Consider the following 24,433-nt stretch of genomic DNA (forward strand, 5'->3'; position numbering starts at 1 on the left):
GCTTTTTGTTTTAATGAAGGCGGGGTTTATGCCCCTCCTTCATCCTCTTTATTTTTTTCAGCCTCTTTATACCATAATGCAAAAAAGCACTCTGTTAATTTATGCTCTATCTCAAGCGCTTTTTCTGTAGGACAAAACAAGGTAAAGCTTGCTTTAAATTCACCTAAATCAGTTGTACCAAAGTGAATTACTGGCTCCGGGCCAGATATTTTTGCATCAAGTTTGCGCTCAATCATCGAATTATAACGGCTTGCTACTTCTTGAAACTCTTCGCAGTACAGTTTAGCTTGCTCAGTCAGTGTGTCGTGAATAGGGTACGGATTAAAGCTCTCTCTTCGGACAATAATAAAATGATGTGTAACAAAGCGTTTTACAAAGTTTAAGTTTTTAATAGAGCTGGTAATCAGCTTATTATTAGGTATGTATATCGTTTTTCTAGAAAATTGATAAGTATGTATATCAATTTCATGCATGGTAGTTTTTATCCAATCCGTTTCAGCTACTTCACCAAAGTAATCACCAACTTGTATCCAATCACCGACTCTAAACGGGCGGGTTGTTACGAGGTAAAAAAAGCCTATTACACACTGAATAAACTCACGCGTTGCAAGCACAATCGCCACAGCAAAAGCAGCAATAGAAAGTGCAAAGTTTTGAATTTCGGTAGACCACACAAACAGCAGCGATATCATCATTACAAAATTAATAAAATGCTTAATATTGTGTGCGATGTAACGAATATCTTTTTCTTTTTTTTCTGCGCGATTTTTAGCCAGCTTATCAACAAGTACTTTTAGTACAAATGCAATTGTGATCATTACAATTGAAAGAAGAAACGGATGCAGCAATATATCTTTAGTCATAATATCCAATTAAACGCGAGTTGATAAAAACAGGCTCAGTATATTGATTTATTAAACCAATTAGCAAATTTAGTGCAAAAAAAGTAACCAATAAAAATGGAGAAACGTTATTGAGTTACTTCATCAGTGCAATGTTTGTGATCTTTAGCCATTCTTTTTCGGCATATGAGTACAAGCTCAATGGCTGAAATAAAGATTAGAGTATAGCCAAGCGTTTCTATACCCTCTTCAACAATGTTTTTTACTGCACGTACGTAGTCATCGCCCATTACTGAATGCCAAAATGCGCCTTTGCCCATCATTCGCGAAAATGCGAGTAAAGTAACCATGCCTGATAAGCAAATTCCATAACTAGGAGTGAGGCTATAGGCTTTTAAAGAGTTAAAAATACTTCCTCTGTTTGTTATTAAATAAACAAACACGCCAGCTAAAATTGAATAGACGATACTTTGCCAAGCGCCATCAAAAAAGTATAAGTCGAGGTAGGTATCAAACTCTCTTACAAACATCATTGCCGATAACGCAGCAAGTAATACTGCCGGTATTTTGAGTTGAAAGTTAATTCGCGAAGCATAGAAAAACAAAATACAGCTTAAAAAAGTTAAAACATCTTGCATATGTTCAGTAAGAGTTTCTTCACTGTAAAGTGCATACTGTTTTAATTCAAAGCCTTCAAGTTGAATTAAATGAGCAACACCCGCTAGGCATAATAAATAAATAAAAGATCGCAGTAAAAACATAAATAACCAAGAGAAACTATAAATGCGCGAGATTCTAATTGTAAAAATGCCTTAAAGCCAAAACAAAATTTAAACTTTTAATATTTTTATTGGTCTAAAATTTTTGCTGTTAAAATAATGGCTTAGATATTTATTTAATGTTGAATGGATGTTTTTAATGTGACGTTTTAAGTAGTTTATTTTGCAAAATATAACAAGCATTAAAAAGCCCTTACTATTTACTTAGCAAGGGCTTTTTATAATTGAGAACTTAGAGTTTAGCGCCTAGCGCATCGTTACAAATTCTTCCGAGCCTGTCGGGTGAATAGCCACAACGGCATCAAAATCAGCTTTAGTTGCGCCCATTTTCATGGCAACGGCAAAACCTTGAATCATTTCATCAACCGCAAAACCAATACCATGTAGGCCAACTACTTTTTCGTCTGGGCCGGCACATACAAGTTTCATTTTACAAGGCTGGCGATGTTTAGTTACCGCTGTGTACATAGCCGTAAAACCAGATTGGTAAATTTTAACGTTTTCTTCGCCGTACTGAGAAATAGCTTCTTGCTCAGTCAAACCAATAGTACCAATAGGTGGATGACTAAATACAACAGTAGGGACTAAGCTGTAATCCATTTTTAAATCATCTGGTAGTTCTTTATTAAATAAACGCTCAGATAAAGTACGGCCTGCTTTTACTGCTACCGGTGTAAGTTCAATACCATTTTCGATGATATCGCCAACCGCGTATACATTTTTAGCTGTGGTATTTTGATACTCATCAACTTTTACAAAACCACTGCTGTTTACTTCTACGCCGGCTGCTGCAACGTTAATAGCATTGGTTGTTGGCTCGCGGCCAATGGCCCAAATAACTTGATCAACGTTATGAGTTTTGCCGTTATCTAAATGCAGTGTTACAGAGCCATCATCTTCTTTTACCAATTTATTTGGTACAGATTCTGTATGAAGAGTAGGGCCTTCGGCAGCCATTACTTCAACAAGCGTATCTACAATATATGGGTCAAAACTACGAAGTGGGGCATGCTTACGTACAAATAAATGTGTTTCAGTACCTAAACCATGTAATACACCAGCAAGCTCAACGGCTATGTAGCCTGCGCCAATAACTGCAACGCGCTTAGGTTGCTCTTTTAGCTCAAAGAAGCCATTTGAATCGATACCGTGTTCAGCACCTTCAATATGCGGAATGCTTGGGCGGCCGCCTACTGCAATTAATATATGATCGGCTGTGTAGTGCTCGCCGTTTACTTCAACTGTTTTATTATCTACAAATTTAGCAAAGCCTTTAATTACAGTAACGCCATTGCTAGCAAGGCCACTGTCATAACCTTTATGAATTCGGCCAATGTAGGCTTCACGGCTTTCTACTAGTTTGCTCCAATCAAAGCCTTTAACTTCAACATTAAAGCCGTAATCTGGGGCATATAAATTAATTGCTTCGGCAACCTGAGCACCGTGCCACATTACTTTTTTAGGTACACAGCCCACGTTTACACACGTGCCGCCCATGTGTTTTGCTTCTATAAGTGCTACTTTAGCGCCACGCATTGCCGCTCTATTTGCAGAGGCAATACCACCACTGCCACCACCGATTGCAATATAATCAAAGTGTTGTGTCATTTTATGTCCTTAGGCGTTGAGTTTTATGCGCATTAGCATAACATTAAGTTTTAAAAATAAAGAGTGTTTAGGTGACCTATGTTTAGTAAAAAAACATTCGAATTTCTTGCTCAGCTTGATAAAAACAATAATAGAGACTGGTTTAACGACCATAAATCACAGTATGAGGAATACGTAAGAGAGCCCGCTTTAGATTTCATTAGGCAAATGCAAGCACCACTTGCTGAGGTTTCTAGCCATTTTGTCGCATCAGATAAAAAAGTGGGCGGTAGCTTAATGAGAATCCATAAAGACGCGCGTTTTAGTAAAGATAAAACCCCGTATAAAATTAATGTAGGGATTCAATTTCGCCATTTTATGGGAAAAGACGTACATGCCCCGGGTTTTTACTTTCACTTAGCAAATGACGAATGTTTTGTAGGTGCTGGTATTTGGCGACCAGAATCAAAGGCGCTTAACGCAATTAGAACCTGTATAGATGAAAACCCAAATAGCTATAAAAAAGCAATTTATGATGAGCAATTTAAATCTATATTTGAAATGTCAGGAGAATCGCTAAAACGCCCGCCAAGAGGTTTTGAAAAAGAGCATCCCTTAATAGATGAGCTCAAACGAAAAGACTTTATAGCCATTAGCTCGCTTACTCAAAAACAAGTATGTAGCAATAATTTAGTTGATACGGTACTAGAACGTTATAAAGTGGCCGACTCATTAATGGGTTATTTGTGTTTTGCTCTGGAGCAACCTTATTAAAATTAAACAACTTAAAAGCGGCTGAGTTGTTTTTTTACTTTTAGACCCAATTTAAAACGTAATGCATTAACGCAAAGAGAGTATTTATGAGCAACCCATTAATTGGCCTTGAAGGCTTACCACCATTTTCAAAAATAAAGCCTGAGTACGTAGTACCAGCACTAAAAGACGGTATCGAGCTTTGTCGTAAAGCCATTGATGACGTGTTAGCTAAAGGCTCGTATACGTGGGATGACTTAGTATTACCCCTTGAAGAAGCTGACGATAAATTATCGCGCATGTTCTCCCCTGTATCGCATTTAAATTCAGTAATGAATAACGACGAATTACGTGAAGCTTACGAGCAGTGCTTACCGTTAATATCTGAATATTCAACATTTGTAGGTCAGCACCAAGGTTTATACAACGCGTATAATACGCTTTATAACAGTGACGAATTTAAAACGCTGACTACAGCACAACAAAAAACAATTACTAATGCGCTACGCGATTTTAAATTATCGGGTATTGCTCTGGCGGCAGAGCAGCAAAAACGCTACGGCGAAATTAGCGCGCGTTTATCAGAACTTGCCTCAAAATTTGGCAACAACGTAATGGATGCCACACTTGCTTGGCACAAACATATTACTGATGAGAGCGACTTAGCTGGCTTGCCAGAATCAGCTCTTGCACTTGCAGCCGATACCGCAAAAAGTAAAGAATTAGATGGCTGGTTATTTACACTCGATTTCCCGTCATACTTACCAATAATGGCTTACGCAGATAACCGCGAATTACGCAGAGAAACTTACACCGCGTTTTCTACGCGCGCATCAGATCAAGGCCCTAACGCCGGTGAGTTTGATAACTCTGACATTATGAGTGAGGAGCTTGCGCTTCGTCATGAACTTGCACAGTTACTAGGGTTTAACAGCTACGCTGAAAAGTCACTGGCAACTAAAATGGCCGAAACACCAGAACAAGTATTCTCATTTTTAGAAGACCTAGCGGCTAAATCAAAACCACAAGCAGAGCAAGAAGTGGCCGAGCTAAAAGCGTATGCTGAGCAAAAACACGGTATTTCTGAATTAGAAGCATGGGATTTTGGTTACTACAGCGAAAAGCTTAAGCAAGAAAAGTATGCAATTTCAGACGAAGTACTACGTCCTTACTTCCCAGCAAATAAAGTGCTTAGCGGCTTATTCGAAACCGTTAATCGCTTATTTGGTATTAGCGTAAAAGAAGTTACTGACTTTGATACTTATCACAAAGATGTACGCTTTTTTGAAATTGTAGATAGTAGCAATACTCTACGCGGACGTTTTTATCTCGATTTATACGCACGCGACCACAAACGTGGCGGCGCGTGGATGGATGACTGTATGGGTCGTAAAGTACGCGCTAACGGCGAACTACAAACTCCAGTGGCTTATTTAGTGTGTAACTTTAATAAGGCGGTTGGCGATAAATCGGCACTGTTTACTCATGACGAAGTAACTACTTTATTTCATGAGTTTGGTCATGGTATTCACCACATGCTTACACAAGTTGATGCCGCGCCAGTGGCTGGCATTAATGGTGTAGCGTGGGATGCGGTAGAGCTTCCTAGTCAGTTTTTAGAAAATTGGTGTTATGACGAAGAAGCCCTGAGCTTTATTTCAGGTCATTATGAAACGGGTGAGCCGTTACCTAAAGAGTTACTTGATAAGTTACTTGCTGCTAAAAACTATAACTCAGGCGTACAAATGCTACGTCAAATTGAGTTTTCGTTATTCGATTTTAAAATCCATAACGATTACAAAGTGGGTGAGCAATGCCAAATTCAAGCAGTACTAAACGATGTACGTAGCCGCACATCAATCGTTAAACCGCCTGAGTTTAACCGTTTTCAAAATGGTTTTAGCCATATTTTTGCCGGTGGTTATAGTGCAGGTTACTACTCGTATAAATGGGCTGAAGTACTTTCTGCTGATGCATTTTCTAAATTTGAAGAAGAAGGTATTTTTAACGCTGAAACAGGGCAAGCCTTCATGCAAAATATTTTAGAAAAAGGCGGTAGCGAAGAGCCAATGGAATTATTCAAAAAGTTCCGTGGTCGTGAGCCAAATGTCGACGCGTTACTACGCCATAGCGGTATTGCTGTTTAAAAATTAATATTTAGCACAAACCAAATTAAAGCGCCTATATGGCGCTTTTTTATTATTTTAAAATTATTATCTAATAATTTTTAGTAATTTCATCCTACCGTACTATGCTTTTAGCACACCTAATAAAATGGACTAAGGCATGGCAAAGTTGGTATTGGCAATTGATGACGACAAGTATGTTCATCATATAATTGAAGAGTCTTTAGCAGGGTTTTGTAAAATAATTCATGCAAAAGATGGCGATGAAGGATTAAGGCTAACCAATAAATACAACCCAGATATTATTTTACTCGATATTGAAATGCCAGGTATGTCAGGTTATGACGTATGTAAAACTATAAAGCAAAGTCAAAATACTCAGGATATTCCCGTTATGTTTCTCTCATCTAAAATAGAGCTAAGCGATCGGGTAAAAGGTTATAGCGTCGGCGCATCTGATTACATTACAAAACCTTTTAATGCAGAAGAGTTAATAGCGCGAATAAAGGTACTTTACGAATATAGGCAAAAATGCGCAAAACTAAAATTGGATATAGTAAAAGCGAATAAAACAGCTGAAATGGCAATGACAGAGTCAGGCGATATGGGGCGTATAATGCGCTACGTTGGACAAAGTTATCACGCTAATAACTTTCAATCGTTGAGTGAATACTTTTTTACCTTTTTTGCTCCTTTAAATTTAGATGTTGTGGTGGTGTTTTGGTATCAAGGAAAAGGTATTTTTTACAGCCAGCAAAGTGGTGTTTGCCCGTTAGAACAAGAGCTGCTTGAGCAACATCGAAATGCTCAACGATTTGTTGATATTGGTAGCAGCACTATCATTAATTATCCCAAAGTGTCCCTTTTGATAAAAAATATGCCAGTTGATAACGATGCTTTGTATGGGCGCTACAAAGATCTGTTCCCGCATATATTAGAAGTAACCAACGAGAAGGTTGTTACCATGGAAAGAAGCGAAAGCAGTTATGAGCAGGCAGCTCAAATAAGTACAGCCCTTCAAGATATTGTTAAGCAGTTAACTACTCAAAATGTAGAGCAAAACAAAAGTACTAAAGAGTTTATAGAGCAGCTACATGAACTTGACTGCGCTATTAAGCTACAACAAACACAAGCAAATCCTGCGGATCTCACTTTATATATATCTCAATTGGATCAAACAATGCAGTTATTTGTATCGGCTAATAGTGATTTAGCCTTTATCAAATATCAGCTTAAACAAGTTGCCGAAAGCCGCAATGAACTTATATCTAATTTACGTACTAAAGCGGAAGCCGCAAAGGTCAATACGAATCATCATAGTGATATAGAGCTATTTTAGTGCTTTAAAGTAAAGCGGTTGATATACTACAGGCGTATTTTATCGTCGGAGTTTATTGTGGTTATTCAGTGTGCTTTTAAAGAGTTACGCCCTTATTTAAATGAATTAGAAACACGCTTTGGTTTAGCCCAATGGGCGCAAAATTGCAGTGGCTTTAGCTTACATTACGATGATAAAGGGTTAAGTCTATTTAAAACCGACGAGCCTAAACTAGGTGCAATTAACGTTGATTTTGTAACCGGTGCTGCCGCCCATAGGCGCAAGTTTGGCGGTGGTAAAGGGCAAGCAATTGCCAAAGCGGTGGGTTTAAATAAAGGCGCAACGCCTGTTGTACTTGATGCTACCGCTGGTTTAGGGCGAGATGGTTTTGTACTTGCCTCGCTAGGGTGCAAAGTTATATTACATGAACGTCACCCGGTTGTAGCTGCACTTTTATACGATGGTTTAAAGCGAGCCTATAGCGATATTGAAATTGGTTTGTGGATGAAAGAAAACATGAGCCTAATATTTGGCTCAAGCCATACTTTACTCTCTCAATGCGAAAGCATGCCTGATGTTGTTTATCTAGATCCCATGTTCCCGCATCGCGAAAAATCAGCATTAGTTAAAAAAGAAATGCGCGTATTCCAAGAGCTTGTTGGTGCAGACAACGACGCTGACGACCTACTTGATTTTGCCTACCCACTTGCCAGTAAGCGTGTCGTTGTAAAACGCCCCGATTACGCTCCATTCTTAAACGAAAAAACCCCAAGTATGCAGATCAAAACCAAAAAGAACCGTTTTGATGTCTATGTAAAGGCGGCAATGATTTAAGCATCAAAACAAATCGGCGTTATATCCCTAGAATTTATCCATGTAAGAATCGTTATATTGGGTTTGATCATAGGATCTAGCCTTTTGAATCTAGGATCTTATTACATTTTCATGTTAGAATTTGCGCAATTTTTTGGCATAGCAAAGTAGCACAGTAATGATCTTAGATGATATTCGCATTGTTTTAGTTAACACGTCACATTCCGGCAATATTGGTTCGGCGGCTCGCGCCATGAAAACCATGGGTTTATCAAAACTTTATTTAGTTGATCCTGCTTGCGAAATAGACAGCCAAGCAAGTGCATTAGCTGCAGGCGCAACTGATGTTTTAGGCAATGCAGTTATTGTAGGTACCGTTGAAGAAGCTATCGCTGACTGTACATTAACGATTGGCACAAGTGCGCGTTCTCGTACGCTTTCGTGGCCAATGGTTGAACCACGTGAATGTGGTGAAAAGCTCGTTGCTGAAGCCGTAAATGGTCCTGTAGCGCTAGTATTTGGTCGTGAAAACAGTGGTTTAACTAATGAAGAATTACAGCTTTGTAATTACCATGTATGTATTCCTGCTAATCCAGAGTACAGCTCGCTTAATTTAGCTATGGCCGTACAAACACTTAGCTACGAAACTCGCATGGCATTTTTAAATCAACAACCTAAAAAGGTTGAAGAAGACGATGCAGTTTACCCAAGCTCAAAGCAAACAGAGCTGTTTTATGATCACCTTGAAGACACATTGTTTAAAACAGGCTTTATCATCAAGCAACACCCTGGTTTAGTTATGACTAAATTGCGCCGTTTGTTTAACCGAGCTCACCCTGAAGATGCTGAAATGAATATTTTACGCGGTATTCTCACCTCAATTAATAAGGCTATACCTAAGTAACTTAGGTATAGCTATTAGTTATAAAAGACCTAGACTAATTAACGCGCTAATACTTGACTAAATTACTCAGGTAATTACAATGGCTGTAATACTTGACCAAAGAGGTCAAGTATTGAAAATTTGTTAACTCTACAATTTAAAAGTAAGAGTTTCTAAATCAAATTTTTATCAAGTGATAATACTTGACTAATTTACTCTGGTAATTAAAATTTGCACTCTTTTGTGCAGGGGGCGTTATGAAGTTAACATCAAAAGGCAGATATGCCGTTACAGCTATGCTGGATGTTGCACTACACACAGGTGTAGGTCCTGTAGCCCTTGCTGATATTTCACAAAGACAAGAAATTTCTTTGTCTTACCTTGAACAATTATTTGCTCGTTTACGTAAAAATGGCCTAGTAAGTTCTGTTCGTGGACCTGGTGGTGGTTATTTACTAGGGCGTGAAGCGAGCGTTATCTCTGTTGGCGATATTATTAGCGCCGTAGACGAATCGGTCGATGCAACACGTTGCCAAGGTGCCGATACCGGCTGTCAGAGTGGTATGCGTTGTTTAACACATAATTTGTGGTCAGACCTAAGCGCACGCATAGAAGAATTTTTGAATAATATTACCCTTGCTGAATTGGTGGAAAAATCAGATGTGAAAGAAATAGCATCGCGCCAAGATAACAGTATTAATAATGCAATTAAGCAGTTGGAAAACATTCAAGTAAGCTGTCAACTTTAAGGTTGACCTGCAGCGGAGAGAGAAATGAAGTTACCGATTTATTTAGATTACGCAGCGACCACGCCTGTTGACGAACGTGTTGCTAAAGAAATGATGCAATGCCTGACAATGGACGGTAAGTTTGGTAATCCTGCGTCACGCTCACACCGTTTTGGTTGGCAAGCAGAAGAAGCTGTTGACCAAGCACGTACAGATATTGCTGATTTAATTAATGCAGACCCACGTGAAATTGTTTTCACATCGGGTGCAACAGAATCAAATAACCTTGCTATTAAAGGTGCAGCACAGTTTTACAAGAAAAAAGGTAAGCACGTTATTACCGCTAAAACTGAGCATAAAGCTGTAATCGACACATGTCGTGAGCTTGAGCGCCAAGGTTTTGAAGTAACTTACATGGACGTTGAAGAAAACGGCCTACTTGATTTACGAAAACTTGCCGACACAATGCGTGACGACACAGTACTTGTAAGCATCATGCACGTTAATAACGAGCTAGGTGTAATTCAAGATATCGCGACTATTGGCGAAATGTGTCGCGAACGTAAAATTATGTTCCACGTAGATGCAGCGCAAAGCGCGGGTAAAGTATTAATCGACGTGCAACAGCTTAAAGTTGATTTTATGTCGTTCTCTGCACATAAAGTGTATGGCCCTAAAGGTGTTGGCGCACTTTACGTTCGTCGTAAACCACGTGCTCGTCTTGAAGCGCAAATGCACGGTGGCGGACATGAACGCGGTATGCGCTCTGGTACACTAGCTACTCACCAATTAGTGGGTATGGGTACAGCGTTTAAAATTGCTAAGCAAGATTTCGAAAAAGATCACGCACACATCAGCGCCTTACGTAATCGTTTAATCGACGGCATTATGGCTGATATGGACGAAGTATACTTTAACGGCACGCAAGACCAATCAGTACCTGGCATTGTAAACATCAGCTTTAACTTTGTTGAAGGTGAGTCGTTACTTATGGCAGTAAAAGACATTGCAGTATCGTCAGGTTCAGCCTGTACATCTGCAAGCTTAGAGCCTTCTTATGTATTACGTGCACTTGGCCGTAACGACGAATTAGCACATAGCTCAATTCGTTTTAGTATTGGTCGCTTTACTACCGAAGAAGAGATTGATTACACCGTCGAATTAATGAAAAACTCTATCGGTCGCCTACGTGAGATGTCTCCACTTTGGGAGATGCATCAAGAAGGTATTGATTTAGATTCAGTTGAATGGGCTCACCACTAATAGTGTGAGCACATACCCTAGCAGGTAATGAGGATAGAATAATGGCTTATAGTGATAAAGTAATCGACCACGTAGAAAACCCACGTAACGTAGGTACTCTAGATAAGAATGATCCGTCAGTGGCAACGGGTATGGTAGGCGCACCAGCATGTGGTGACGTAATGAAATTGCAAATTAAAGTATCTGCCGAAGGCGTTATTGAAGATGCAAAATTCAAAACCTACGGTTGTGGTAGCGCAATTGCTTCATCTTCACTTGTAACAGAGTGGGTTAAAGGCAAAACGCTAGACGAAGCAGCGACAATTAAAAACACTGATATCAGTGCAGAGCTTGAATTACCACCAGTGAAAATTCACTGTTCAATTTTAGCCGAAGACGCAATTCAAGCAGCAATTGCAGACTACAAAAGCAAACAAGCGAAGTAAGAAGAGAAACTCATGGCAGTGACATTGACAGATGCGGCAGCAAACCGCGTACAATCATTTTTAGCAAACCGCGGTAAAGGTTTAGGCCTGCGCGTTGGCATTAAAACGACGGGCTGTTCAGGTCTTGCTTATGTACTTGAGTTTGTTGACGATTTAAACGAAGACGATGAAACTTTTGCGGCTAAAGGCGTAACATTAATTGTTGACGCTAAAAGCTTAGTTTACATCGATGGCACAGAGCTCGACTACACTAAAGAAGGCTTAAATGAAGGGTTTAAATTTAGAAACCCTAATCAAGCAGATGAGTGTGGTTGTGGCGAAAGCTTTACCGTTTAAGCTTAAAATATCTTTGTAGTATAAATAAGCCCTGCCAGTTAATGTAGGGCTTTGTTATTTCTGAATATTATTGGTTGAAGTTATGCGTTACTTTGAATTATTTGCAGTCCCCGTTGATTACAATATTGATTTAGCAACGGTTAACAAGCACTACTTGGAATTACAGCGTACTGTACATCCAGATCGCCACGCGAATGCGAGTAGCCGCGATAAGTTAATGGCAGTGCAAAGCGCCGCCGAAATTAACGATGCGCTACAAACATTAAAGCACCCAGTAAAGCGTGCTGAATATATGCTGAGCGAGCTAGGCGTTGATATTCGTGCAGAGCAGCAAACCTTGCAAGATCCAATGTTTTTAATGCAGCAAATGGAACTTCGCGAAGAGCTTGAAGAGCTAACATCGTCGCGCGATCCTGATACCGCCATTGCAAATTTTGAAAAACAAATTAAGCAACTAAACACGCAGTACAGTGCACAACTTGCCGAACAACTAGCAAGTAACGATGAGCAGCAATATCAACTTGCCGCAGATAATATTCGTAAACTGAAGTTTGTTTATAAGTTACGTGACGAACTAGAGCGTATTGAAGACAGTTTATTTGACGATTAATTACTTGCTGCAAAGCGAGCAACACGAGTTTAAAGAGCATTATGGCATTATTGCAAATTGCTGAGCCGGGGCAGAGCGCGGCACCACACGAACATAAACTAGCTATTGGTATTGATCTTGGTACAACTAACTCATTAGTTGCAACAGTACAAAGTGGCGAAGCCCGCACGTTAACTGATGATCTTGGCGCGGCTATGTTACCGTCGGTTGTTCGTTATCAAGCAGGCGGTATTACTGTTGGCGCAGAGGCTGCACAAGCAGCAACGCAAGACCCTGCTAATACACTTATTTCGGTTAAGCGTTTTTTAGGTAAAACTCAGGCTGAAATAGAGAAAAGTTATGGGCAACTACCGTATGAGTTCTGTGAGCACAATGGTGCGCTAGCAATAGAAACTGCGGCAGGTAAAATCAGTCCAATTAAAGCATCAAGCCATATTTTAGCTGCATTAAAAGCACGAGCTGAGCAAAGTTTTGGCAACCAAGAAATTTTAGGGGCTGTAATTACAGTACCAGCGTACTTTGATGACGCACAGCGCCAAAGTACTAAAGATGCCGCAGAGCTGGCTGGTATTAACGTACTACGTCTATTAAATGAGCCAACAGCAGCAGCGGTTGCTTATGGTTTAGATTCAGGTCAAGAAGGTATTATTGCTGTTTACGACTTAGGCGGTGGTACATTTGATATATCCGTACTTAGATTACACCAAGGTGTGTTTGAAGTAATGGCAACTGGCGGCGACTCAAGCCTCGGCGGCGATGACTTTGACTCACTACTTGTTGATTACTTTAAGCAGCAAACTGGTGTGTCAGCGTTGTCACCTTCGGTTTTACGTTTATTTATTAATAAAGCAAAAGCGTGTAAAGAAGCATTAAGCCAATACGCTAAAGTAAACGTGGGTCTTGAGTTTGACGATCAAAAATACACAGTAGAAGTAACACGCGAAACGTTTGACGAAATGGCTATGCCTCTCGTTAAAAAAACACTGCGTTCGTGTCGTCGTGCTGTAAAAGATGCTGGCATAGAAAACGACGAAGTACTGCAAGTTATTATGGTAGGCGGTTCAACCCGTATGCCACTGGTACGTAGCCAAGTACAAAGCTTTTTTGATAAAGAGCCGCTAACTTCAATCGACCCTGATCGTGTTGTCGCTTTAGGTGCTGCGCTTCAAGCCGACGTGTTAATTGGCAATAAGCCCGATTCTGACATGTTATTACTTGATGTATTACCGTTATCGCTAGGTCTTGAAACTATGGGTGGTTTGGTTGAAAAAATCATTCCGCGCAATACGACGATTCCGGTAGCACGCGCGCAAGAATTTACGACGTTTAAAGACGGCCAAACAGCCATGTCATTACATGTGCTGCAAGGTGAGCGTGAGCTTGTTGATGATTGTCGTTCGCTTGCTAAGTTTAGCTTAAAAGGTATTCCACCAATGGCGGCAGGCGCTGCACATATTCGTGTAACCTTTAAAGTTGATGCAGATGGCTTATTAAGTGTTTCAGCAATGGAAAAATCAACAGGTGTACAAGCTGAAATTCAAGTTAAACCTTCGTTTGGTTTATCTGATGACCAAGTAGCTAACATGCTAAAAGAGTCAATGAGCAACGCTAAAGGCGACATGCAAGCACGTATGCTTAAAGAGCAACAAGTAGAAGCGTTACGCGTAATAGAAGCGCTTAATGCGTCACTTGCAGCCGATGCTGCATTACTTGACGATATGCAACTTGCTAACTTACGCGCTGAAATTGCAGAACTGGTAAAAGTGCGCGAAAATGCACAAGAGCCTGGCGAAATTAAAGCAGCTATCGAAAAAGTCGATAATGCGAGTAGCGACTTTGCATCGCGTAGAATGGATGCATCAATTAAAAAGGCCCTTACAGGGCAGTCAGTAGACAACATTTAAGAGAGATTAGAATGCCACAAATTGTTTTTCTTCCACATCCTGAATTATGTCCTGACGGCGCTGCAATTGAAGCTCCTACAGGCCAAACGGTACTCGACGCTGCACTTAAAAATGGTATTAGCATTGCGCATGCTTGCGAAAAGTCGTGTGCATGTACTACGTGTCATTTAGTGATTCGTGAAGGATTTGATTCACTACAAGAGAGTGATGAGCTAGAAGATGACATGCTAGATAAAGCATGGGGTTTAGAGCCTGAGTCACGCCTTGGTTGCCAAGCAATTATAAGAGATGAAGACTTAGTGGTTGAAATACCTAAGTACAATCTCAATATCGTTAATGAAGAGCACTAGTTTTTAACGATGTATATATTAAAAGCCGCTGTTTGATACAGCGGCTTTTTTGTTTCAAAAAAGCATTTATAAACACGTAGCAGCGACTTTATGTCGCGTTTTTAAATCTCAAACGTTTTAAGTTAAATTTTTCTAATCTCAAACTTGAACATCAAAATGATCACGTATTTTTCAGATTATATAAACGCGGGGTAAACCCGCTGCTACGAGTTCAACCCAATCCCTAAAATCTATTTCGGAGGTTTATTTTGAGTAATCTTATTTTCTCAGACTCATTTATTAACGGCGAATTTTATAAAACTGATACGCACTTTAGCGTTAACGATCCCGCTACCGAAAAAAGTATTGTTGATGTAAGCGATATTGACGAGCAGGGTGTAAATAGCGCAATAACCGCAGCTCAAGGGGCTTTTGTTAAGTTAAAAGCGACAAATGCGACCGAGCGAAGCGAAACGTTGATGCGCTGGTATGAGCTAGTTATAAAACACAAACAAACACTTGCAGAGCTAATGACCAAAGAGCAAGGCAAGCCACTCAAAGAATCCCTTGGCGAAATTGATTACGGTGCAGGTTTTATCAAATGGTTTGCAGAAGAAGCCAAACGTAGTTACGGAGATGTAATTCCGCCAACAGATGACTCGCATCGTTTAACCAGCTTTAAGCAGCCTGTAGGTGTTGTAGCTGGTATTACGCCGTGGAACTTCCCTGTTGCTATGGTTACTCGTAAAGTAGCTCCAGCTTACGCTGCGGGCTGTAGCTTTATACTTAAACCTTCTGAACATACGCCACTATGCGCTATCGCACTTGCTTATCTGGCCGATCAAGCTGGTTTTGTTAAAGGTGCATTTAATGTACTGGTTTCACAAGATGCCAAAACAGTAGGTAAAATGCTGACTGACTCAGAAATCGTGCGTAAGTTTACATTTACCGGCTCTACCGGTGTAGGTAAGCAGTTGCTGTCGCAATGTGCAGACACAATTAAACGCACCTCGATGGAGCTTGGCGGCAATGCGCCTTTTATCATTTTTGATAATGCAGATTTAGATGAAGCTGTAGAAGGGCTAATGGCGGCTAAATTTAGAAATAGTGGGCAGGCATGTGTTGCTGCAAACCGTATCTTTATACAGCGTAATATTCTCGACAAAGTACTGTCAAAAATCACGCCTAAGGTTGCAGCGCTAAAAGTGGCAAATGGTTTTGAAGACGATGTTGATATTGGCCCACTCATTTACCCTAAAGCCAAAGATAAAGTACAACAGTTAGTACAAGACGCACTCGATAAAGGTGCGACGTTGATTGGCGATAATAGTGACTTAGGTGGCAGCTTTCAAAACCCATTAATAGTAAACAACGTAACGACAGAGATGGATATTTACCACGAAGAAGTATTTGGTCCAGTATTAACGGTTATTCCTTTTGATGAAGAAAGTGAAGTGCTTGCACTTGCTAACGATGTACCATTTGGTCTGGCAGCCTACTTTTACAGCCAAAATATTAAGCAAATTTACCGAATTAGTGAAGGGCTTGAATTTGGTATGGTAGGTGTAAACGAAGGTGTTATATCAAACCCAGTAGCGCCTTTCGGTGGCGTTAAACAATCTGGTTTAGGTCGCGAAGGCGGGCATCAAGGGCTGGATGAGTACCTAGAAGAAAAATACGTTTGTATTAAAATATAATGGCAGTTAAGTATACGAGCGCGAATTTACTTCGCGCTTTTTTATGACGTTAATATGGCAGATATATGAACTTTACCTTTTACTGTTGCTACCCAAAGCGCTAAATGCTACCTTTGGGAACATATTTTTTGTTAATAAAACAACATAAAAAAACAAATAAAAAGTAAAAGGATTTCTATAAGTAGAAATAACCCCGTGTGTAAATGCCACCGTAAGGTGGCATTTTTTTGTTTGGATAGGTATAGGCTGTAATAAGCGTATTTTGAATAGAGGCATGGCTTTATAGGTGCTAACTTATAGGTGTGTAACCGGGTAAGTTATCAAAATCTACCTCATCTAGCTGCTCTGGGTTAGCATATTCATTGATATAATTTTTATAGACTTGCGACTCAATAAAAATAGCAAAAATGTCAGCATCAAGATGGTTTTTAGCAACCATTGACCCTAAAATAAATAAACACTCACTGACCGGTTTTGCTTTTTTGTAGGGCCTGTCTACCGCAGATAGCGCTTCAAAAATATCCGTAATAGCCATTAACCTTGCAGGCACCGACATTTGCTCTTTGGTTAAACCTCTTGGGTAACCAGTACCGTCAAGTTTTTCATGATGACCTAAAGCATATTCAGTCACATTGCTTAAGTGTTTAGGGAACGGCAGGGCATCTAAAATATTTTTAGTTACATCCATATGACGTTTCATTACTTCACGTTCGGCTTCGGTTAACGTGCCTCTTCGTATTGTTAAGTTTTCAACTTCATCAGCTGAGAGCAATGGTGTATTAATATCATTTATAACGAGTTGGTATTTGTTTGCAATGCGTTCAATGTGCTCAAGTTCTGCATCACCTAAAAACTCGCCCCCTACATTCACACGCTGTAATAATGCACGGTCTAATGCCAACTGTTTAAGCTCGGTATCAAGTAGGCGTTCAAATTGTTGAACCTCGATAGGTTTTTGCAGCTTCATCGCACAGATGATTTTTTGCTGATACGCTATTTTTAAATCTCGGCTAATTATTTCAAATTTAGCATCTACATATTTTATTCGATCAAAAATAGTTTCTAGTTTTGTCGACTTTTCCATAATGTGATCGGGAGTCGCGATTTTCCCACAGTCATGTAACCAGCCTGCTATATCAAGTTCATGCCGGTCGGCCTCACTCATCGAAAATGAAGCCAAAGGGCCTTTATTTATATCATGTACGGCATCGGCTAGCATTAACGTGAGTGCTGGCACTCGTTTACAATGGCCACCGGTATGAGGAGACTTTTCATCTATTGCCATCGCAATTGTTTCAGCAAAGGTTGAAAAAAGATCTTCCATTCCCTTAATTAGTGTCGAGTTAGTTAGTGAAATAGCGCCTAAAGAGGCAAAAGATCGAATTAGAGTGACAAGCTCTTCACTAAAAGGGATATTTTTATTTTGCGCATCTTTTACATTTATAAGCTGGATTACACCAATAATGTCATCTTCATGATCTTTTAAAGGAATTGTTAGCATGGACTCAGAACGATAACCCGTGCGTGCGTCCATTTTGCGAGCTGCGCTCATATCAAAGGGCAGGGCATCATACACGTCAGGAATGTTAATCACTTCGCCAGAATTTGCAGAGTGGGCAACAATAGCGGTTTCGTTTGGTTTGCCATCAATAAAAAGATCTATATTAGGAAAATCTACAGGGCTCCCTAAAGTGCCACCTAAATAAAGATTTAATGACTTATTTATTACCGTTTCAAACTTGAGTTGTTTGTTTGGGGTAATAGAGTAAATGCTGCCAGCATCAGAATTTGCTATCGACATCACAACTTGCAGTATTTCATCAAGTAACTTAGACGAGTTTTTTTCTGTTGTTAGCCTAATACTAATATCGATAAAATGCTGAAGGTTTGTTTTGTCTTTAATGTGCTGTCGCATATGTTTACTACTTTTGAGTATGTTTGAAGGCACCATTCCAATCCTTAGCTAGTGTTTGCAAATCAGTGCCCTTAATACGTTCGATAAAAATGGTATAAACGTCAGAGCTAAATACGGTCGTGCTGTGTAGTTCTTTAAATAAGCTAAGCGCTTGTGGCCAGTGTTTATTATAAAAAAGCGTCATGGCCTGCTGTGATTTTTTAACTTCATTTAACTGTTCTTCATCGAGCTTATCTGTAAAGTTTATAGGTTCAAACAACTGTACAGCAGCTGTTTTACCAACAACTTGCACTTTATCTATTAAACGAAATGAAATATGAGGGCATTCCTTCATCGTTTCTTCTATAACAAGAATAGCTACGCCATAAAATTTGGTCAAGCTTTCTACTCTAGCACCTAAATTAACAGTATCACCAAGAACTGTATAGGCTTTACGGTAAACCGAACCCATATCACCTACATTCATATCGCCAGTACTTAAACCGATACCAATTTTTATTGCAGGCTGATTGTTTTCTGCAAATAACTGATTTATTTGCGTTAACCCGTTAATCATACCCATTGCGGCTTCAACACCATGGCGAGCGTGGTTTTCATCTTTTAGTGGAGCATTCCAAAATGCCATCACCATATCGCCTACGTACTTATCAATAGTTCCGTTATGATCAAATATGATTTTGGTAATAGCCGTAAGATATTCGTTTAAGTATTCACTTAGCTGATGGGGCGACATACTTTCTGATACTGAAGTGAAACTACGAATGTCGGCAAACAACACCGTCATATTTTTTCGCTCACTTTTTTGAGATAAACTTTTACCCTGTAGTATCATCTGATTTATACGCTCAGGAGGCATATATTGGTCAAACATAGATTTTATTTTTCGGCTATGTTTCATTTCAGCGATAGAGCCAACAATGATGTAATAACCCGCTAATATAATGATGAGTAAAAGGGGCATTAATAAAGGTAAACTAATTTTTTGCACTGACCATAAATAAACGTTTAAAAATATAACGACACTTGTGACTGTAAGAGACAAAGCAATAATAAAACGTGCGCTCTTACCGTGGCTAAAAAACGACAGTACGCTACCCGTTAATGCAATGATGAGTAAGCTTGCTCCCAGTGACCAATTAGGTTTAGATGGCAGTAGCTCTGGGTGCATTAACCCTTCAAATATATTGGCATGTACCTCAACACCGGGATACTGTAAACCAACAGGTGTTGATCTTAAATCAGCGAGTCCAATTGCCGATGTGCCAATAAAGGCTACTGTGCCTTCTAATTCCTCTAAACCAATTTTTTTGGTCAAAATATCGGTAGCCGAATAATAAGGGAAGCTATGTGCACGCCCTTTGTAAGGAATTAATATTTGCCCATATTCATCAGTTTGAATCCACTTATCTTGAAACTTTATACCTTCGAATAACGTTATACCATCTAATATATTGGAACGGGTTTCTATGTTTTCAGCAAGGGTATAAAGTCGAGCAACTTCAAGTGCTAAAGAAGGATAAAGCTTATTGCCAACTCGATTTATAAGAGCTGCTTTACGTATAAAACCATCTTCATCGCTATGTGCATTGATAAAACCGGTACCCGTTGTAGCATTTTGTAACTGTGGAATATTTACAATAGCACCAGGAAACTGGTTTATTTGTGAATTAGTATGATCCGCATTTGCCCATATAACACTGCTTTTAGCTGGCAAGTTTTGATTAGTGAGTTGCTCATCAATCAATAAAAAACCAAGAACAGTATCATTTTTAGATAATGCGCTTGCTAGTTTTGTGTCTGCATCGACTTGTTTAGTAATTTCAGCAAAGGGGATGGTGTACTTTTTTGATAAATCAGGAATTTCAGACATAATTTTTGTAACAGGGTTTTCTTCCTGTTCAGAAAAAAATATATCGAATGCAATAACAATAACACCTGCATCAGTAAGCTTTGTAACAAGGTCAGCTACTTTTGAGCGACTCCAAGGAAAGCGTCCTTGTTCTTGCATGCTCTTTTCATCGATATCAATTATTACAACGGTTTCATCAATACGCCTAGGCGTCTCTGAAAGTGTTAGTAACAACCGAGAGTCGTATATTATACCTTCTACGCGGTTCACTAACTTTGCAAGCGACCCAGTTGAAAATAGCTCTATTGATGCAATTAATAATGTAATAACAGCGCCAATGAAAAAGTGCTTTGAAGTAATTGGTTTTAAGGAGCTAATGAGTAACGCTCCTTGATAGACTAAAAATCAAAAACTCGTCCTTCTCGGCCGCATTCTATTTTTACCTGTTGAGCGTACTGCGTGTGTAAATATTTTTCTATAGCTAATAACTGTTCATCGGTTCTTGATGGATCGTGGCTAATAATAATCACATTTTTAATACTCGCTTTTATCGCAAGCTCAGCCACCTGATCTATGGTGCTATGCCCCCAACCATGTTTAAGAGGCAAGTCTGCATCTATAAATTGAGCATCATGAATTAGTAAATCAGCGCCTTCAATAAAATTGACCCATTCGCTAATACTTGTGTTTACCTTGTCTGGCGGATTTAGCTCATTGTCGGTAACGTAAGCCACCTTTTTATCATCCGCTTCAATACAATAAGCAGTACCACCGCCAGGGTGATTTAGTGGAGCAGTCGAAACCAAAAAACCATTAAGTGTAAATTGCTTTTGAGACGATAAATCAGTATTAAGCGTAATGCTGGCAGGTAAATCTTGATAACACACCGGAAAGTACGAACCACTCATTTGCTTTAATATGGCATCTTGGCTTTTTTTATCATCAACGTTACCCACAGCAATAGTTATATCGCGGTTGGGTTGGTAAATAGGTTTAAAAAAAGGAAACCCTTGAATATGGTCCCAATGGTTATGCGTTAGCAAAATATTGATAGGACTTTGTGTTTCTAGTAAACGTGTACCGAGTTCTACAATACCGGTACCAGAGTCTAAAATGAGATCTTTGCCATTACTTTGTTCAATGTACACACATGAGGTATTTCCTCCAAAAATGTGCGTATTACTTCCTGCTGAAGCCATTGAGCCTCTAACACCAAAAAATTCAACTTTCATAATTTAAGGCTAAGCTCCATCTTCTACAAAATTGAATTTAGAAATACTAACATTGTTAGAGTTAGTGTCATTACAGGTGCTGCTTACAACAACTTGGGTATCATTTTGCAGGATGATTGAAGTAAATACATGTGTACTGGCACATTGGCTTGCTTCATAAAATCCGACACCACTGGCTCCAAACGTATTATCTAAAGTACCGTCAGTTAAAATACGCGCTAACATTCCTTTATTGCTAGCCATGCCGGCTAAAATAAGTTGATTGCTACTATCGAGCGCTGCACCACTTAGCTCAGTGTTACCGCTTGACGCCAAAGTATATTCACCGACACCATTTACGGCAAAGCTAGTATCAAGCGCACCCGTAACGAGCAACCTAATAACATTGGCTTTATTTGGCGAATCAATAAGGTTTGCTATTAAATATAACTTACCCGTTGTGTCAGTCAAAATCTGCGCTATTTTATTGTCGGTATCTGTGGTTCCTTCACCTACATATTTAAAGACTTCAGTACCGTTTGAGCTTAACTTCAATGCGATTAGCTTTGAAGTGCCACTTAATACTGCCTTACCACCAATGAAAATATCTGCATTGTCGGTATGTACACGGTTATAGTACTCAAAAGCTGAGCCTATGATACTTCCGCCAGTGCCAAAGTTTGGCTCAAGGGTACCTTCTGGTGTCAACATTATAACGATTGGGCTAGGAGTGCCGCTTATTACGATTGACCCAACAGTAATAATGTTACCGCTATTATCAAGTGCAATACCTGTCAGGTTTACCAATTCTGCGCCACTGACAGAGGTTGTGTATACACCGTCTGTTGCAAATGAAGTGTCTAAATTACCAGACTGATCAACTTTAGCTACAAAGCCCGCTTCACCATTTTCACTATTTTTAGAGCCTGTAATAACTAAATTGCCGTCGCTTTGCTCGGTTAAAGCGACGCGTGACTTACTCAAATCTATGGCTATTTCTTTATGGCCACTTTCGCTAAAGCTAGTATCGATATCACCCGCACTCGTAAAGCGTGTTAATACTAACTTAGTAATTGAGTCCGATTTAGCCGTTGATGCAAGAATGTACTTACCGGCATGAGGGTCATTGCTAAGTTGTAAAACGTGCATTGATTCGTCGTTTGTCGCATCTACTAAATTATTAAGGGTAAAGTAACCATTCGTTTCAAAGTTACTAAATAATGTGGCTTGACTGTCTATTGCTGCAATAAACGGTTTTGTATTTGAATCATCATTAACACCAGCTACCCAAAGAGTGTCATTAGAGTCGATAGCTAAAGTGTTGGCAAATTGCTTACCACTTATACCATCAATTATATTAATGCCGGAGGTGCCATAGGCACTATTTAAAGTACCTTCATTATTAATCCGTGCTGAAAATAATTTTTCTGAGACCGATACGCCAGTCGTCCCCGACAAACTAATGCCATTGTTACTAGGCTCGTGTTTAATACCTGTAATTTTAGCGCCGCCATTACCATTACCACCATTACCATCAATATCATAAATTGCTATACCAGCATTACCAAAGGTGGTGATTAGTCCCCCATTTTTATTAATAGCTAATATTACAGCTTCTTTTTCACCGCTGTTTCTTGTTACATATCCACCTGCAAAGGCAGTAAATTCAGAATCACTAACTCCGCCTACAGCAAAAAGTTCGTCGTCTTTATCATTATCAAATATATCAATTGTTAGTGCTGCGCCACCATTAAAGTTATTGTCATTATCGCCATCAGATTTTAAATAACGAAGTAGAGAGTCTTTTGTTCCCTCTGCATTGGTAACACTCCCAACCACTAAGTAATCGGAATCATCAAAGTTCTTAATTGCAAAGCCTTCATCATCTCGATTAGCGCCGCTAACATCGACAATAGCTGGAGTAGAGTTCTCAAAATCTAGATCTGATTTTTTATAATGTATCCATAAACTATCGTTTTGAGTGCCATCAAAGCGTTTACCTACAGCCAGTATCTTATCGTCATCAATTTCAAGGTCATTAATAACAAGAGTACTCGCTTGTGAAGTACAGCGAACTCCTGAATCATTCTCACCAGAGTCAGTACTTACAACGCCAGCAGTATTCATTTCCAATAAGCAGGCTTCAGTATTTGTGCCGTCAAAACTAGAATAAGCAATAAAGAGATCTGTACCGTCAGAAATAATAGCTGTGGCTTCTTCATCATCATCTAAATCTAATATTTTTATTCCATTACTATTAAAAGCATTATTTGTTATGCCAGCGTTGGTGTAAGACACAACAATAATATCTGTATCGTCGCCATCAACAAAACCAACAAAATAAAGGTTGCCATTAAGCTCAATACTGTCTTTAAACTCACCTCCAGAAAAAATGTTTGAAAGATCAAGCTCACCTGTAATCGGGCGGCCAAATGTCACATCTTCAGTTGGAATAAGAAGCTCAATTTCATCAGTAATATTAACGGTTATGTTAACGTTTGAACTTTCATTAGGTGTGCCATCATCAGTTATAGTGACATTTAAGATATATTGATTAGTTGTTTCAAAATCAAATGGGCTTTCACCTGCAGTTGATAAAACACCAGAGTTACTATTAATTTTAAATAAAGCAGTGTTACCGCCAGTTAAACTATAAGTTAAAGTCTGGTTCTCAATATCTGACGCGCTAACAGTCCCTATGATGTCGCCATCTGTAGCATTTTCACTAATACTAAAACTTTGAACCGATGCTACAGGTGCATCGTTAACACCAGTTACGGTAATGGTCACTGTGGCTGTATTGGTTCCGCCATTATTATCACTAATCGTATAAGTTACCGTGGCAAGTCCATTGGTATTGGCTTCAGGCGTATATTGAATTTGATTGCCAACTACTGAGACCGAGCCAATATCAGCTGAGGCTGAAGAGATCACCAAGCTGTCTCCATCAGAGTCAGTATCATTTGCTAATACGTTTATCAGTATTGGTGCTGCATCTTCAGCCATGGTCGCGGTATCGTTATTGGCAACAGGTGCATCATTCACGGCAGTTATCGTAATAGCGA

The 24,433-nt window shown here is 39.4% G+C and carries 20 protein-coding genes; 13 read left to right on the forward strand and 7 right to left on the reverse strand.

Annotation, left to right across the window (positions count from 1 at the left end; translation table 11 throughout):
- Positions 1-26 precede the first annotated feature (26 nt).
- From P20429_RS02640 to gorA, 3 genes are all read right to left on the reverse strand, one after another.
- Entirely contained in the window at positions 27-863 is an 837-nt protein-coding gene (locus P20429_RS02640; RefSeq protein WP_007586353.1) for a mechanosensitive ion channel family protein, read from the reverse strand.
- Between the two features lie 107 nt (positions 864-970).
- Positions 971-1,603, reverse strand: coding sequence for a hypothetical protein (locus P20429_RS02635; protein ID WP_007586355.1), 633 nt, complete (start codon positions 1,601-1,603; stop codon positions 971-973).
- A gap of 264 nt (positions 1,604-1,867) precedes the next feature.
- Positions 1,868-3,229 carry a glutathione-disulfide reductase gene (gene gorA / locus P20429_RS02630; protein ID WP_007586359.1) on the reverse strand — a complete coding sequence of 454 codons (1,362 nt, stop codon included), beginning with the start codon at positions 3,227-3,229 and terminating at the stop codon, positions 1,868-1,870.
- A gap of 78 nt (positions 3,230-3,307) precedes the next feature.
- Here gorA and P20429_RS02625 point away from each other — a divergent pair, with 78 nt between their 5' ends.
- The 13 genes from P20429_RS02625 to P20429_RS02565 all read left to right on the forward strand — a co-directional run bounded on the left by P20429_RS02625 (position 3,308) and on the right by P20429_RS02565 (position 16,393).
- Positions 3,308-3,982: a DUF2461 domain-containing protein gene (locus tag P20429_RS02625; protein ID WP_007586365.1), complete on the forward strand. Its 675-nt coding sequence runs from the start codon at positions 3,308-3,310 to the stop codon at positions 3,980-3,982.
- An 86-nt stretch (positions 3,983-4,068) separates the two neighbouring features.
- Complete coding sequence (prlC, locus tag P20429_RS02620; RefSeq protein ID WP_007586366.1) at positions 4,069-6,108, forward strand: oligopeptidase A; 2,040 nt, start codon at positions 4,069-4,071, stop codon at positions 6,106-6,108.
- 139 nt (positions 6,109-6,247) lie between these two features.
- Positions 6,248-7,426 carry a response regulator transcription factor gene (locus tag P20429_RS02615; RefSeq protein ID WP_007586368.1) on the forward strand — a complete coding sequence of 393 codons (1,179 nt, stop codon included), beginning with the start codon at positions 6,248-6,250 and terminating at the stop codon, positions 7,424-7,426.
- A gap of 57 nt (positions 7,427-7,483) precedes the next feature.
- Positions 7,484-8,239 (forward strand): class I SAM-dependent methyltransferase, encoded by a 756-nt coding sequence (locus tag P20429_RS02610; protein WP_007586369.1) that lies wholly within the window; start codon positions 7,484-7,486, stop codon positions 8,237-8,239.
- Positions 8,240-8,396: 157 nt separating this feature from the next.
- Complete coding sequence (gene trmJ / locus P20429_RS02605) at positions 8,397-9,122, forward strand: tRNA (cytosine(32)/uridine(32)-2'-O)-methyltransferase TrmJ (protein WP_024589846.1); 726 nt, start codon at positions 8,397-8,399, stop codon at positions 9,120-9,122.
- A 236-nt stretch (positions 9,123-9,358) separates the two neighbouring features.
- The gene (iscR, locus tag P20429_RS02600) at positions 9,359-9,850 is read left to right on the forward strand and encodes a Fe-S cluster assembly transcriptional regulator IscR (RefSeq protein ID WP_007586371.1); all 492 of its coding nucleotides are present in this window, start codon (positions 9,359-9,361) and stop codon (positions 9,848-9,850) included.
- A gap of 24 nt (positions 9,851-9,874) precedes the next feature.
- Entirely contained in the window at positions 9,875-11,092 is a 1,218-nt protein-coding gene (locus P20429_RS02595; RefSeq protein ID WP_007586372.1) for an IscS subfamily cysteine desulfurase, read from the forward strand.
- Between the two features lie 41 nt (positions 11,093-11,133).
- Complete coding sequence (iscU, locus tag P20429_RS02590; protein ID WP_007377675.1) at positions 11,134-11,517, forward strand: Fe-S cluster assembly scaffold IscU; 384 nt, start codon at positions 11,134-11,136, stop codon at positions 11,515-11,517.
- A gap of 12 nt (positions 11,518-11,529) precedes the next feature.
- Positions 11,530-11,853, forward strand: a complete 324-nt coding sequence (gene iscA / locus P20429_RS02585) for an iron-sulfur cluster assembly protein IscA (RefSeq protein WP_007377674.1) — start codon at positions 11,530-11,532, stop codon at positions 11,851-11,853.
- Between the two features lie 82 nt (positions 11,854-11,935).
- Positions 11,936-12,463 carry a co-chaperone HscB gene (gene hscB, locus P20429_RS02580; RefSeq protein ID WP_007586374.1) on the forward strand — a complete coding sequence of 176 codons (528 nt, stop codon included), beginning with the start codon at positions 11,936-11,938 and terminating at the stop codon, positions 12,461-12,463.
- Between the two features lie 41 nt (positions 12,464-12,504).
- Positions 12,505-14,367: a Fe-S protein assembly chaperone HscA gene (gene hscA, locus P20429_RS02575; protein WP_007586377.1), complete on the forward strand. Its 1,863-nt coding sequence runs from the start codon at positions 12,505-12,507 to the stop codon at positions 14,365-14,367.
- 11 nt (positions 14,368-14,378) lie between these two features.
- On the forward strand, positions 14,379-14,717 hold the full coding sequence (gene fdx, locus P20429_RS02570) for an ISC system 2Fe-2S type ferredoxin (protein ID WP_007586379.1): 339 nt from the start codon (positions 14,379-14,381) through the stop codon (positions 14,715-14,717).
- 248 nt (positions 14,718-14,965) lie between these two features.
- On the forward strand, positions 14,966-16,393 hold the full coding sequence (locus tag P20429_RS02565; RefSeq protein WP_007586381.1) for an NAD-dependent succinate-semialdehyde dehydrogenase: 1,428 nt from the start codon (positions 14,966-14,968) through the stop codon (positions 16,391-16,393).
- Between the two features lie 289 nt (positions 16,394-16,682).
- Here the strand turns inward: P20429_RS02565 and P20429_RS02560 are convergent, their stop codons facing one another.
- From P20429_RS02560 to P20429_RS19920, 4 genes are all read right to left on the reverse strand, one after another.
- Positions 16,683-18,344: an HD domain-containing phosphohydrolase gene (locus tag P20429_RS02560; RefSeq protein ID WP_007586383.1), complete on the reverse strand. Its 1,662-nt coding sequence runs from the start codon at positions 18,342-18,344 to the stop codon at positions 16,683-16,685.
- Positions 18,316-20,535, reverse strand: coding sequence for a CHASE2 domain-containing protein (locus P20429_RS02555; RefSeq protein ID WP_370494299.1), 2,220 nt, complete (start codon positions 20,533-20,535; stop codon positions 18,316-18,318). Before P20429_RS02555 ends, P20429_RS02560 begins: the two co-directional genes overlap by 29 nt.
- A 20-nt stretch (positions 20,536-20,555) precedes the next feature.
- Positions 20,556-21,389 (reverse strand): MBL fold metallo-hydrolase, encoded by an 834-nt coding sequence (locus tag P20429_RS02550; RefSeq protein WP_007586385.1) that lies wholly within the window; start codon positions 21,387-21,389, stop codon positions 20,556-20,558.
- A 9-nt stretch (positions 21,390-21,398) separates the two neighbouring features.
- The coding region (locus tag P20429_RS19920) for an Ig-like domain-containing protein (RefSeq protein ID WP_033027127.1) at positions 21,399-24,433 on the reverse strand (3,035 nt) is incomplete at its 5' end.

It is taken from the genome of Pseudoalteromonas sp. BSi20429, from assembly GCF_000238895.1.
Classification (GTDB): domain Bacteria; phylum Pseudomonadota; class Gammaproteobacteria; order Enterobacterales; family Alteromonadaceae; genus Pseudoalteromonas; species Pseudoalteromonas arctica.

What these genes read in the sequence shown, in the direction of transcription:
- P20429_RS02640 (WP_007586353.1), bottom strand. Translation starts at nt 863, where the DNA reads ATGACTAAAGATATATTGCTGCATCCGTTTCTTCTTTCAATTGTAATG.
- P20429_RS02635 (WP_007586355.1), bottom strand. Translation starts at nt 1,603, where the DNA reads ATGTTTTTACTGCGATCTTTTATTTATTTATTATGCCTAGCGGGTGTT.
- gorA (WP_007586359.1), bottom strand. Translation starts at nt 3,229, where the DNA reads ATGACACAACACTTTGATTATATTGCAATCGGTGGTGGCAGTGGTGGT.
- P20429_RS02625 (WP_007586365.1), top strand. Translation starts at nt 3,308, where the DNA reads ATGTTTAGTAAAAAAACATTCGAATTTCTTGCTCAGCTTGATAAAAAC.
- prlC (WP_007586366.1), top strand. Translation starts at nt 4,069, where the DNA reads ATGAGCAACCCATTAATTGGCCTTGAAGGCTTACCACCATTTTCAAAA.
- P20429_RS02615 (WP_007586368.1), top strand. Translation starts at nt 6,248, where the DNA reads ATGGCAAAGTTGGTATTGGCAATTGATGACGACAAGTATGTTCATCAT.
- trmJ (WP_024589846.1), top strand. Translation starts at nt 8,397, where the DNA reads ATGATCTTAGATGATATTCGCATTGTTTTAGTTAACACGTCACATTCC.
- iscR (WP_007586371.1), top strand. Translation starts at nt 9,359, where the DNA reads ATGAAGTTAACATCAAAAGGCAGATATGCCGTTACAGCTATGCTGGAT.
- P20429_RS02595 (WP_007586372.1), top strand. Translation starts at nt 9,875, where the DNA reads ATGAAGTTACCGATTTATTTAGATTACGCAGCGACCACGCCTGTTGAC.
- iscU (WP_007377675.1), top strand. Translation starts at nt 11,134, where the DNA reads ATGGCTTATAGTGATAAAGTAATCGACCACGTAGAAAACCCACGTAAC.
- iscA (WP_007377674.1), top strand. Translation starts at nt 11,530, where the DNA reads ATGGCAGTGACATTGACAGATGCGGCAGCAAACCGCGTACAATCATTT.
- hscB (WP_007586374.1), top strand. Translation starts at nt 11,936, where the DNA reads ATGCGTTACTTTGAATTATTTGCAGTCCCCGTTGATTACAATATTGAT.
- hscA (WP_007586377.1), top strand. Translation starts at nt 12,505, where the DNA reads ATGGCATTATTGCAAATTGCTGAGCCGGGGCAGAGCGCGGCACCACAC.
- fdx (WP_007586379.1), top strand. Translation starts at nt 14,379, where the DNA reads ATGCCACAAATTGTTTTTCTTCCACATCCTGAATTATGTCCTGACGGC.
- P20429_RS02560 (WP_007586383.1), bottom strand. Translation starts at nt 18,344, where the DNA reads ATGGTGCCTTCAAACATACTCAAAAGTAGTAAACATATGCGACAGCAC.
- P20429_RS02550 (WP_007586385.1), bottom strand. Translation starts at nt 21,389, where the DNA reads ATGAAAGTTGAATTTTTTGGTGTTAGAGGCTCAATGGCTTCAGCAGGA.